Raw genomic sequence first — 11,848 nt, 5'->3', positions numbered from 1 at the left:
CTAAATCAGGCAAAAAAGTGGCTATAAAAACGCACAATCACGGCCAGAACCATCATCGACAGGCCGATCCGGTTAATCAGAAACTCCCGCTTGGTAAAACTGATCGTTGCCTGCCAGAATACCAGTATCGATTTGAAATCACTGGTCCTCAGTACATAGAGTATCAGTGACACCAGAAATACACCAAGACCGACCATCATTAACAGCTGTTCTGCTACCGCCAGAGTCATTTTTCTATCACCATAAATTACTTTTCAGAGGGATAAGATTACCAGAAATAGTCTGCATTAGTGGCTGGTTTAGCCTATAACTTTATGTGAATATACAAATCTCCTGCTGTTTATTTCTCTTCTGCAATTCACCGGAGTCTCTTATGCATGCTATCTCGATACATCAGTTTGGTGGCCTTAATGAGCTAATTTACAATAAACAACCCAGACCTCAGCTGAACCCGGGAGAGGTACTGGTGAAAACCGCTGCCGCCGGTGTTAACCCGATCGACTGGAAAACCTGCTCCGGTAATGGTGCCAGCGGCTTTATAGAAGAGTTTCCGTTTATTCCCGGCTGGGAGTTTTCGGGTGTTGTAACGGATCCCGGCGATACCGGTTTTAAAGAAGGTGATGCGGTCTTCGGTATGATCCGCTTTCCTCAGCCTGCTGGCTGCTATGCGGAATACATCGCCGCACCGGCAGAACAGATCTCCCATCTTCCGGATGCTGTCGACCTGATCATGGCCGGAGGCCTGGCCACAGCGAGTCTGACCGCCTGGCAGGCCCTGTTCGATAAAGGCGGATTAGAAGCGGGTCAGCAAGTTCTGGTGCTGGGAGCCGCCGGTGGTGTCGGTCATCTGGCGGTTCAGCTAGCCCGCTGGGCAGGGGCGCACGTTACCGGGACGGCCTCGCTCCACAATCATGAATTTCTTGCTGAACTGGGCTGCGAACACCCCATCGACTATCACAACCAGAGCCTCAATGAGTATGCCAACTCGATGGATCTGATTATCGACTGTGTCGGCGGTGAAACCGGTATCAGCGCGCTTCCCTGCCTTAAACCTGAGGGCGTTCTGGTGACCCTGCCATCGGTGACCAAAGAGCAGGTGATCGCTGCCGGAGCTGCACAGCGACGTCGGGTTGAGCCAATTCTCTGTCAACCCTCAGCAGAACAGTTAAATAAGATCGCCGAACTGGTCGCCGATGAGCAGCTCAAACTGCATATCGGCGAAACATTTCCGCTGGAGAAGGCCGACGAAGCATTCGAACTGAGTCAGAGCGGCCATGTCTGCGGGAAGCTGATCCTGACCTTTGATGGCCAGGAGTAAATCACCCGCAGAAGTTTATGCGCCAGCCAGAGAACGATAGTCCGACTGCAGCTGCTCCAGTTGCATAACCACTTTGACTACGGAACGGTCGACCAGCGCTGGCAGCAGGGCTCCAGGACGGGCTTTTGACACTTGCAGTGTCCGCTCCAGCGCCTGATTGAGCTGCTGCAGCTGCTCATTAATCTCAGCCGTATTCTGCGGTAGCTTCTGTAACAGAGCCATATTCTCATGCAGTTCGCTGGTGATAGTCTCATATGAGCTATCCGCTTCTGACGCAACGCCCCAGGCGGTCATCGCATAGAGAACTACCAGACGCTGACAAAGCAACTCCTGCTGTCCCAACAGCGACAGCGGTTGAGCACGCACATCCGGTTTCGCCTGAACGACCTTTTTCAACGTACTATCGGCCTCAGTCAGGAGTGTTTCGTTATCGGCATACAGCTCCTTAAAGCGCAATTTATCAGGTTTTCTCTGAAACTGTTGCTGCACTGCTGGCCAGCTCTGACTCATCCGTGCTAACTGTTGCTGTACTCCCTCATCGGCTACAAACTCAGCCAGCTGTTGCTGTTGCGAGGTAAACTGCTGAGTTGCCTCTGCTAACTGCTCATCAGCATTCCGGGAACGCACGCCAAGCGCAGAAAACAGATAATTTTTCATCATAACCTGTGTCAGCGTCCGCTGCTGCGCTGCGACACTGATCGCTTCGGGTTGAGTTTTGATATCTGCAGCCCGGGCTAATCCCGCCAGACAGATGGTCATGAGTAGGGTCGAGATTGATGCTTTGATGATTTTTTTAGTCTTCATATCAATACTGTCTTCAGGCTGTTTGCGTGGTTGTTTGTAACAGGGTTTGCACATGATCCAGCAGTGCATTTTCTGTCCAGGGCTTTGTCAGAAAAACGCTGACCCCTGAGCTATTTGCTTCATCACGATGCCGCTGTGTTGTTCTTGAGGTGATCATCAGTACCGGAATATCACTCATCCCTTCCCGGCCACGAATCATACTGGTCAGCTCCATCCCTCCCATCCGCGGCATCTCCAGATCTGTGAGCACCAGATCCGGACGTTTTTTCCGCATCTGATTCATGGCATCCAGACCATCAATTGCGGTGCTGACATCATAGCCGGTATCCCGCAACAAGGTTGACAGTGAGGCTCTTGCACTGAGTGAGTCATCCACCACCAGAAGCTTCGGCAGGCTCAGATCGCTCTGCATCGATACCGGATTAAACAGGTTCTGCTGATTCGCCAGCTTATAACGAATTCTGGCGGGCAGATCGATTACCGCAGCGGTATCACCGTTCGCCAGAATAGTCAGCCCCGGGATACCCGGCAGGTCAGGCAGATACTCGCCCATCGGCTTGAACGCCAGCTCCCGGTGGGCGATCAGCTCCCGCACCATGACCGCCGCCTTTTCCCCCTGTCCCAGATTTACCAGCAACACCGGATGAACCTCTCCCGGCGTGTATGGCGTGCCATGCTCACCCAACAGCGCTTCCAGGCCGTAAACAGGAAACTGTTCTCCATTGTGTTCAAACTTCATCCCGTCAGCGGTATCAAGCAGCACGCCGTCCAGTGAGATCATCGTCTGCTCCAGACCGTGACTGGCCAATGCATAGATCTGTCCACCAGAGCGTACCAATAGCGTTTTTATCATCAGCGCACTGGAGGGCATCGACATCTCGAAGGTGGTGCCCTGCCCTGCATCCGAGCGGATATCCAGAACGCCCTGCAAACGCATGATCTGCTGATGCACAACATCCATTCCGATGCCCCGGCCAGACAGCTGACTGATCTCTTCGCGGGTTGAGAATCCCGGAATAAGGATCAGCCGCTCCGCCTCACGCCGGCTTAACTGAATATCCGAACCGATCAGCTTCCGCTGGATTGCCACTTCACGAATCCGGTCAGTATCAATACCGCTGCCATCGTCGCTACAATCAACCCGGACCTGATCCTTGTCCAGCCAGAAGCGCAGCTCGATCCGCCCCTGTCGCGGCTTTCCGGCATTCTGTCTCTGTTCCGGACTTTCCAGACCATGATCAACCGCATTTCGAATAATATGCATCAGCGGACTGGTCAGCTGACTGAGTATATTGCTGTCAATCCGGACAGACTCTCCCTCAATAATCAGCTCGGCCTGTTTTCCGGTACTGCGACACGCCTGACGCACCACCCGGTGCAATCGGGCAGCAATCGATTTCACGTCCACCAGACGGGTGCTGAGCACCCGCTCCAGAGTCTCTTTCTGCACCCCTGACTGGGCGATATGCAACTCGCCGGTGCGACGAACATGACGGTCCATCAGTTGCTCTACTTCCTGAATATCGGCAGCTGCCTCCTGTAACCGGGACATACTGGTATGCATCTCGTTATAACGGTCCATCTCCAGCGCATCAAAGCTGTCGTCAGCATCATTTGCCGATTGCATGGTGAACTGCTCATTCAGTTGCTGCTCAAGCTCAAACATAATCCGCTGCAATATCCGCTGACGGTCACGGCTGAGACGAACATAGCTGCGCAGTTGCATAATCTGTTCATCTAACTGCGTATTCAGGGTGGTGCCTTCACCGGCAAGGCGCATCAGCTCATCCAGAGTTGTGTGCGGTACCCGGAAAAGTGTCTGTTCCTGACTCCTCTCTCCGGCGTCCGGAGATGGCTCGTTTGAAGTGTCTTCTGACAGCGCTTGCAGTTCGGGTTGAGACTCGGACAACTGCGTTGCACTCTGCGCAAGCTCCTCACTGCTCAGATCCAGCCCGTCACGGCGTAACCGATAATGCCAGTCCATTAACAGCTGCAACATGCTCTGAGCGTTCTCAGGCGCCGCTGACTGATTTATCACGGCCTCACACATCATCGCAAGGGTATCGGTGATTGCCGTCAGGTCATCGCAAAGCCGTTTTGCCGGAAGCTGTCCCGCCTCGGTATAGAGCTCGAGTATATCTTCCAGCCGGTGGGTCAGGTTAGCAATGCCACTGATACCCGCCATATTAGCCAGACCTTTGAGAGTGTGGGCAGCACGTTGCGCCTCGCGCATCGCATCGGCACTCTGGTTGTCTGCGACATCCTGAAGCTGTTCTGACAATTGCTCAGATAAAACCGGCAGCTCGCTGAACAGCATCTCCAGCAACTGGGGATCAATATCTGTCGCAATATGCAGTTGAATATCGCCCTCGCCTGCCAGCTCCTGCTCAATGGTTTGTGCTGTTTGCAGCCGCGCCAGTGACAACAAACCACCAATGTAACTGATCTGCTCCTCGGTCGGACTCGCAGGAAGCTCCAGCGCCTCAAGCTGATCCAGCAAGACCTGCTGCCGGGAGTCATCGTTAATGTCATCCAGATACGTGATCAGATCTCCGAGCAGGGCGCTGATCTGCAACAGCATTTGCGCCTGTAAGCGTGCCGGATGCTGCTGCAACCAGTCGATATTAACCCGGAGTCCCTGAACAATGTCGGCCGCACCGGACAGATGCACTGTTTGCATCGCCCGGATAACTGGCTCAAATAGCTGTTGCGAGCGATTCAGCAGGGTTGCAGTCGCTTCAGGACGGCTATCGGTCTGCTGCCACAGCGCTTCAAGCTGTTGTAGTGACCCGGTCAGCATCTGCAGCACCGCCGGATCCAGCTGTGGCCCGGGTTGTTGCAGTTGCTCCAGTGCCACCTGACAGAACAGTGGCGGTAGTTCTTGCAGCTCCGGCTCAGGTTGTATGTCACTGACAGGTTCTGGTTCTGGTTCTGGTTCTGGTTCTGGTTCTGGTTCTGGTTCTGGTTCTGGTTCTGGTTCTGCAACAACAGTCAAAACCGGTGGTTCTGACTCAGCGACCGGTTCGACCTTATCCGCCGGATTCAGCCGGTGCAGATCAGACAGCAGCAATGGCTGTAAAAACACCCGATCATCTTCCGGTAAGGGCTCCTGCCAGCGAGGCTCGCTCATCAGTAACAACAGCGTATCAACAACCTCGGGCTGCAACTCTGTCAGCAATCTGATGGTCTGGTGTTGTAGCTCTGGCCGTTGTGGATTCTCACACTCGGACTGCCACTGCTCGGCAACCAGCGCAAACAGATCGGCAAAGCCGGTGTACTCGGCATCTCCTGCTTCCTCTGCCAGCAGGTGCAGTAGTTCTATCCCCTGCCCGGTATCCGATTCGGACAGCTGTGCAACCTGTTCAGCCCAGCCGGCAGAGAGGGAGCTGATGAATGGCTGCGTGATCACAGCGGAGTCTTCAACGACTTCCGGTTCGGTTTGAACCGTGGTATCGGCAACATATCCTGACACGGTTTCCGAACTCTGTTCTGTCAGTTTCTGGCAGTCCTGCTCCAGCAGTTCTGCCAGAAACTCGCAATCCTCTTCAGGAAGCGGTTCCGGCCAGTGACTATCACTCAGGCTAGCGAGAAGATACTGCCAGATACCGGTTTGGGGGCGATGGATAAAATCATCCAGCGCTTTATGAAAATCAACCAACAGCACCCGCTGTTCGGAAGGCTCTTCAATCTGATTCAGTTGTTCAAGCTGCTCTGCAAACAGCGCCAGAGCATCAGCAATGCCCAGTAGTTCAGTCTCACTGAATGAGTCAACCAGCTGCTGCAGCGACTCAATCAACTCTCCGGTGTTCGGTTGAGTTTCAATCTGTCGCTGCAATAAAGCCAGAAATTGTTCTGCTGCGGTGATGCTTTCACGGATCATGCTATCGGCCTGTCAGGTTACTCAGGAGGCGGTCGGAGCCGCCAGCTTGAACACGCTTACAGATCGCTGAAGCTCCTGCGCGGCACTTACCAGCTCATCAGAGAGTTCAGCCTGTTGTAGCATCTCCTTGTTGGTTGCCAGGGTGGTTTCATCGATCTTACCCGCACGTACCCGCAGCTCTTTCGCTACCCGGGCCTGCCGGGCTGAGTTCTGCGCGATCCGCACGACGGACTCAACCAGCGTCTGTGTCGTAGCACGGGTTTCATCCATCCGTTCACCCGCTTCCTCTGCCAGACGGGTACCCTCGACCACGTCGGTGATTACGGTATTCATAACGTTGATGGTATCGGCTGTTTCCAGCTGAATATTGTTTACCAGAGACTCGATCTCTGACGTCGCTTCCCGGGAGTTCTCCGCCAGACGCTGTACTTCATCTACCACCACCATCAGACCCCGTCCCGCTTCACCGGCAGAGGCTGCGTGCATACTCGCATTCAACGATAACACATGGGTTCGCTCAGAGATGTTGTTGATCAGACCGACGATGCCGCCGATCTCCTGAGAACGTTCACCCAGGCGTTTAATCCGTTTTTCCGCCTCATGAATGGTCTGACGGATCTTATTGATACTGCCGATGGTCTGAGATACCGAGCTCATCGCCGTTTCCGAGGTTTTAATCGCCTTTTGCGAAGCGTTATTCGTCAGTACCGCCAGTTTTGAGATCAATTCCATCGCCTTGATTGCTGAGTCGAGTCCCTGCAGGGTTTCAACAATCTCTTCCTGTTCACGGCTGGCGTAGGTCAGTACTGTTTCAGACTGAGACTTCACCTGTACAGATGCATTATTTACCCGCAGGGAAACGGCATTTACATCGTTCAGTACCGTCACAATCGAGGCTGTCAGCTGGTTGATCGAGTCAGCGATCGCACCGGTTACATCTTCCGCAACCGGAACCCTGACGCTAAGATCCCGCTGACTGATCTGGAATACACTTTTAATCAGCTCGATAATAGAGCCGTTGAGCTGACGGTTTTCCTGCTCTTTAGTTTCCAGTGCCAGCTCCTTCTCATCCAGCAAGGTATCCAATACCAGACTGAACTGTCCCAGCTCATCCCGCGATTCAAGCTGGCTGCGGGCATCAACATCCCCCTCCCGCACCCGGTTTACCGTGTCCTGTAGTTTAGTTACCGGGTCGACCACGCCGAACTTGATAATGGACATCGCCACAGCCATTGCCACAATCATCATCGCCATCGAGAAAAAGAAGTAACTCACCATCGTGAGCGTCTCTTCTGCCTGTAACGCGCTGTTGTCTGCTTTCTGTTCATCCGCCAGCTTGATGATACGGATAATGTGCGGATCCAGTGCTACGATAATCGCGGGTAAAAGACGAAACAGGCTATCTCTGCGCTCGAGGGCGTCAGATAACTGTCCAAAAAGCTGTTCAGCTTCAGTGATATTGGCCAGAGCATTCCGGCTTTGCGATATCTGCTCAGCAGCCGCCGTCTGCAGCTGTCGCTTGAGCACCTCAATCTGCAATTTAACCGAAGCTTTAGGCACCGCCTGTCCGGCGCTGAAAACATAATCATTGATGCTGTTTTTCAAGCTGCTGAATGAACTAATCAGGTCAGGCTGACGGGTTCCGGAGACTCGCTCACCGGTGCTCGACAACAACGCTCTCATCTCCCCGGAAAGTCCCTGTTCAGGCGTCAGACCTGCGACAATGGCCGCCTCGGAAGCATCGTAAAGCGTATCCTGGTAGTTATCGATAACGGACTGCAACTTCAACACCCGTTCCTGGTCTTCAGGGGTCTCGAGATACTGCTGCAGTTTAAGAATATCCCGATCCACTGCCGCCATCGTGCGGTTAAACTGCATCAACTGCATCAGATCATTACCGATCTGAAAGCTCTTCTCATAATAGCGAGCCTGAGTGATATTCGCATCAATATTGCCCGCCAGCAGCAAGAATGCATTCACCTCCTGAGAACGCGCCTCTGCACGCTCATCGATAACAATGGTCTGGTAATAAGAAGCACCCATAAAGATGAGGCCGATCACCATCAGAACGCCGGCAATCGCGAACTTAAGTGGCATCCGTATATTACGGAATTCCCACATCTGAAAGCTGTTATCGGTTTTTATCTGCCTGAATGAAGTCATACGTGGTATTCCCCGTGTCAATATCTGCTTTATCCAGCGTCTCAGGCCGGGATAGCGGAATCTGTCTTGATAAAGCGCTGTTTCTGCCTGGAAAAATAGGCCCGATGATCGAACTCAAACCAGATGGAGTTACGATAGAGATACTGACCACTGCAGATCCCATCCACAAGTTCAGGATAAGGAGCCGCGTCGGCTACATCAGGGTTAGTGATTCCCTGAGGCGTTTCCTGCAACAGTACTGCAGCGGTAGCAGGCTGCGCATCCAGAAGCAGTAACCATCCCATTTTCGGATCGGTGATACCCAGCCCTAAAGAAGCAGCAAGGTCATATACAGGAACAGCATCTCCCCGATGATTGATAAACCCGACAAACCAGTCCGGGGTATCGGGAATGGAGCACAACCGCTCACACCGGTGCAACTCAGAACGGGTCTGTGATTGCAGCAATAACTGCAAAAAACCTACCCGGAATCCATGACGAAGGTCATAACTATCCTGAGGCCCGGCCTCACTGGCCGTGGTTATATTCTGCTGTTCCATTAATAACGAATCCTTAGAGAAATGCGTTTACCTGATCCACCAGCTCCTGATCAGAAAAAGGCTTGGCGATCATCGCTTTTGCCCCCTGAAGCTGCGCCCAGACTTTATCCGCTTCCTGGTTTTTACTGGAAACGATAACCACCGGGATCTCCCGGGTCTCATCACCTGAAGTGATCTGTCGACAGGCGGCAAAACCATCCACTTCGGGCATTACCACATCCATAAGAATAAGATCCGGTCTTTCCTCAATCGCCTTGCTAATCCCCTGTTGCCCATTCACCGCAATAATAATCTCGGCATCAACGCTTTTCAGTACATCGCAGATACGTTGCTGCTGTACGGGATCATCTTCAACGACCAGAATTTTCTTACTCATTACCACTCCATTTTAAATTTCAGTTACCAGACTATCTGGCAATACTCATATCTAGGTTCGCTTAAACTCATTCACCCAACTGGATACCCTGCCAATGACCTTCTGAAATTCATCCGGATCTATTGGCTTGGTCAGATAGGTAGAACAACCCGCCATAATCCCTTTTACCTCATCCAGAGGCGAGGTTTTAGAGGTCAGCATAATAATCGGGGTTTTCTTCAGTGCTGGCAGCTCGCGCATTCGGGTGCAGGTTTCAAACCCATCAATGCCGGGCATCATCACATCCAGAAAAATAAAATCAAACGGCTCACCGCTGACTTTATCTAATGCCTGTTCCCCATTATCAGCATAGGCTAGCTCAACCACAGCGGGTAGCTTTTCCAGCTCCAGCGTTAGTGCCTGTTGCATCGCACTATTGTCATCCACCACCAGCACCCGATAATTATCCTGCTGTGGCACTGGCTGCGGCAGCTCAATCGCGACCGCTGCATATTTACTGAAACGTTCCTCTGCTGCGGCAGCTGCAGCCTGAAGATCATCACACTGCTCCTCATTTTCAGAGGTCATCTCATCCAGAGTGCGGATAACCCGGGACGACACCAGCGGATAACGGATATGTCCCAGGCCACTCTCTGCCGGCGCCTCTTTACTCACCTGAATCATCCGCGAACGATAACCGTCAGACAGTTGCTCCAGAGCAGGATCCGCAACCGCTTGCTCACCGAACAGTAATAACAGATCCGGAGGCATTTGTGGATCAAAGGCCACCAGTTCATAACGCTGATTTCTCGATAATTCGAGTATCCGTGACAGCTTCTGCTGCTGATCGGCGGGAAAGCCTATAGTTCCAATATTCATGGTATTTCCTGATTAACCACTACAGCAAAACATTTATTCCACCTGCACCGGTGGGAATTAACATAAAACAGGTTCTCTTAATCAAAAAAGCGATAAACAAATATTCGGACAAAGGGGTACGCATGATGAAGGTAAAATATGACAGAGTCTTTAAACTGATTCAGACCAACACACTATTCGCCGCCGTAAGCGAGTTCAGATGTTGCGGAAAAAACACTCTGCATGTACCAAACTGGCCAGCCTGCTTATTAAGCAGTGCCAATTAACCTTTGTTATATTTATTTTCTGTAAACAGTGCTTTTAATTCCTTTAAGCCAGCCAGCAACACTCCGGCTCAAACAGCTGTATCAAATTACGGATAAAGCAGAATATTGACAAGCCCCGGATCGGCTGGTCAGGACAGCGAGGGGCTTTAACCGGTTATGAAAGCGTCAGAAAACGACAACCGGCATCCTGATGGATCACTTAAAAACCAGCCACTCACCAGAGAACACGCGGCCCTGGCGTCAATCACTCAAGACAAGGATTGCGGCACCAAGGGACTCCCCAATCTGGGTAGTCGATGAGGCAAATACACTTAAAACTACGGCTGCGCACCACAAAGCTGTTGTTGCTGACGCATAATCAACCGGCAACCTGTCGCCCGCAGCCCAAGCTCTGTACAGCGATCTTTTACCCAGGCTTTATCATCCTCAGTAGCCGTTTCATGATAGGCAGGAATCGTATTACAGATGCCCACTGAAGGCTGACTGCTCTCCCAGCAGGCTTTAAAAAAGGTGCCTCCGCTAACAGTACAGCGGTATTCAGACTCCTGGCAGCTTTCCACACGCTGTAACGCCTCGCTAACACACCCCTGCTGATCGGTTTCAATGCCGGCGGCAATGCCTGCCTGGCGCTGCTGCTCAACCATCTGCTGATGCTCTTCATTCCAGCCTTCCAGCCATTCCGGTGCGTTCAGCCAGCTATAGAAAACACCTACAATAATTGCCAGCAGCAGCCCCAGCCAAAAACGTCGCATATACCTTAAGTCCTTTTGATTCAGCGTCTGCGGACGTATAGCCCGAACAGACAACAGCAAAAGCCAGCGGCAGAGGCCAGCATGGTCAGATTTACAAACAGCGGATTACGGAGAGCAAAGGGGATGAATGGTTGTCTCCCCTGCATATCGCAGGCCTGCGCCGTGTAATTGTACGATCCCCCGGCTGCGAGGCACTCATTCACGGTATTCAGCTCAGACCAGAATGCCCCCATCAAAACCACGCCGGGGAGTATCAGCAGTATCAGACCCAGTCGCAACATCACTCTTCACTGACGCCTATATTACTGACACCTTCATTTGCCGCCAGGCGTTTAAGTTCATTGATGGCGGAGGCCGTAGCACTCTTCATCGTCGACAGCCGCTTAATGACCTCTTCCTGAAAGCTTTCTTCCTGCAACATCATGTCGTGATGGCTGATATAGACCAGCAACTCTTCGTCGGACATATCGGCATCGGCAGTTACTTCAATAAAGGTGGCAACACACTCCAGCGACAGATTGCCGATATTGGCGGCTTCCGTGCGGTTTGGTTCCAGCAGACAGTTGATTGTTGAGTACAGCGCAACCATCGCATCCAATGCCGGTGAAGCACCATACATATCAAACACCTGCAGATCCGGCATATTCGCTTCAACATTCGCCTGCTGAACCTCAAAGTTCATCTTCGCTCCGCTATTGCTAAGCCGGTTCCAGATACCATCCAGAATGCTGCGCACCTGATCACGGTCACCAAATTCAAGCAAAGTTGAAAACAGCGCAAAGTTGGGAAACATCCGCTCTGTCAGCGCCACTGAGAAGGCGCTCAGTTGCCAGCCATCGAGTGCTTTAAGCTCATGTTCAAGTGACCATTGTGACATCAGATATACCCCCAG

11 protein-coding genes are annotated in these 11,848 nt (G+C 52.2%); 1 reads left to right on the top strand and 10 read right to left on the bottom strand.

The window, feature by feature from the left end:
• Positions 1-5 precede the first annotated feature (5 nt).
• Positions 6-230, bottom strand: a complete 225-nt coding sequence (locus KDX31_19405; GenBank protein ID UTW03448.1) for a hypothetical protein — start codon at positions 228-230, stop codon at positions 6-8.
• A gap of 143 nt (positions 231-373) precedes the next feature.
• Between KDX31_19405 and KDX31_19400 the strand changes: the two genes are divergently transcribed.
• On the top strand, positions 374-1,318 hold the full coding sequence (locus KDX31_19400) for an NADP-dependent oxidoreductase (GenBank protein ID UTW03447.1): 945 nt from the start codon (positions 374-376) through the stop codon (positions 1,316-1,318).
• A gap of 15 nt (positions 1,319-1,333) precedes the next feature.
• On the opposite strand, the gene KDX31_19395 is transcribed toward KDX31_19400, so the two are convergent.
• The 9 genes from KDX31_19395 to KDX31_19355 form a co-directional block, all read right to left on the bottom strand.
• Positions 1,334-2,122: a hypothetical protein gene (locus KDX31_19395; protein UTW03446.1), complete on the bottom strand. Its 789-nt coding sequence runs from the start codon at positions 2,120-2,122 to the stop codon at positions 1,334-1,336.
• A gap of 13 nt (positions 2,123-2,135) precedes the next feature.
• Positions 2,136-6,002, bottom strand: a complete 3,867-nt coding sequence (locus KDX31_19390; GenBank protein UTW03445.1) for a response regulator — start codon at positions 6,000-6,002, stop codon at positions 2,136-2,138.
• A 21-nt stretch (positions 6,003-6,023) separates the two neighbouring features.
• Positions 6,024-8,165: a methyl-accepting chemotaxis protein gene (locus KDX31_19385; protein ID UTW03444.1), complete on the bottom strand. Its 2,142-nt coding sequence runs from the start codon at positions 8,163-8,165 to the stop codon at positions 6,024-6,026.
• A gap of 41 nt (positions 8,166-8,206) precedes the next feature.
• Positions 8,207-8,704 carry a chemotaxis protein CheW gene (locus KDX31_19380; protein ID UTW03443.1) on the bottom strand — a complete coding sequence of 166 codons (498 nt, stop codon included), beginning with the start codon at positions 8,702-8,704 and terminating at the stop codon, positions 8,207-8,209.
• 13 nt (positions 8,705-8,717) lie between these two features.
• Positions 8,718-9,080: a response regulator gene (locus KDX31_19375; protein ID UTW03442.1), complete on the bottom strand. Its 363-nt coding sequence runs from the start codon at positions 9,078-9,080 to the stop codon at positions 8,718-8,720.
• A gap of 51 nt (positions 9,081-9,131) precedes the next feature.
• A complete protein-coding gene (locus tag KDX31_19370; GenBank protein UTW03441.1) occupies positions 9,132-9,938 on the bottom strand; it encodes a response regulator in 807 nt (268 codons plus the stop codon).
• Positions 9,939-10,521: 583 nt separating this feature from the next.
• Positions 10,522-10,956, bottom strand: coding sequence for a hypothetical protein (locus KDX31_19365; GenBank protein ID UTW03440.1), 435 nt, complete (start codon positions 10,954-10,956; stop codon positions 10,522-10,524).
• Between the two features lie 20 nt (positions 10,957-10,976).
• Entirely contained in the window at positions 10,977-11,237 is a 261-nt protein-coding gene (locus KDX31_19360) for a hypothetical protein (GenBank protein ID UTW03439.1), read from the bottom strand.
• Complete coding sequence (locus tag KDX31_19355; protein ID UTW03438.1) at positions 11,237-11,833, bottom strand: YjaG family protein; 597 nt, start codon at positions 11,831-11,833, stop codon at positions 11,237-11,239. Before KDX31_19355 ends, KDX31_19360 begins: the two co-directional genes overlap by 1 nt.
• Positions 11,834-11,848: the final 15 nt, after the last annotated feature.

The sequence above is a fragment of the Amphritea atlantica genome (assembly GCA_024397875.1).
GTDB classification, from domain to species: Bacteria; Pseudomonadota; Gammaproteobacteria; order Pseudomonadales; family Balneatricaceae; genus Amphritea; species Amphritea atlantica_B.
This window is presented reverse-complemented; position numbering and strand designations above follow the sequence as displayed.

Coding starts and splice junctions, on each gene's coding strand:
- KDX31_19385 (UTW03444.1), bottom strand. CDS start 8,165: ATGACTTCATTCAGGCAGATAAAAACCGATAACAGCTTTCAGATGTGG.
- KDX31_19365 (UTW03440.1), bottom strand. CDS start 10,956: ATGCGACGTTTTTGGCTGGGGCTGCTGCTGGCAATTATTGTAGGTGTT.
- KDX31_19360 (UTW03439.1), bottom strand. CDS start 11,237: ATGTTGCGACTGGGTCTGATACTGCTGATACTCCCCGGCGTGGTTTTG.
- KDX31_19370 (UTW03441.1), bottom strand. CDS start 9,938: ATGAATATTGGAACTATAGGCTTTCCCGCCGATCAGCAGCAGAAGCTG.
- KDX31_19390 (UTW03445.1), bottom strand. CDS start 6,002: ATGATCCGTGAAAGCATCACCGCAGCAGAACAATTTCTGGCTTTATTG.
- KDX31_19355 (UTW03438.1), bottom strand. CDS start 11,833: ATGTCACAATGGTCACTTGAACATGAGCTTAAAGCACTCGATGGCTGG.
- KDX31_19380 (UTW03443.1), bottom strand. CDS start 8,704: ATGGAACAGCAGAATATAACCACGGCCAGTGAGGCCGGGCCTCAGGAT.
- KDX31_19395 (UTW03446.1), bottom strand. CDS start 2,122: ATGAAGACTAAAAAAATCATCAAAGCATCAATCTCGACCCTACTCATG.
- KDX31_19405 (UTW03448.1), bottom strand. CDS start 230: ATGACTCTGGCGGTAGCAGAACAGCTGTTAATGATGGTCGGTCTTGGT.
- KDX31_19375 (UTW03442.1), bottom strand. CDS start 9,080: ATGAGTAAGAAAATTCTGGTCGTTGAAGATGATCCCGTACAGCAGCAA.
- KDX31_19400 (UTW03447.1), top strand. CDS start 374: ATGCATGCTATCTCGATACATCAGTTTGGTGGCCTTAATGAGCTAATT.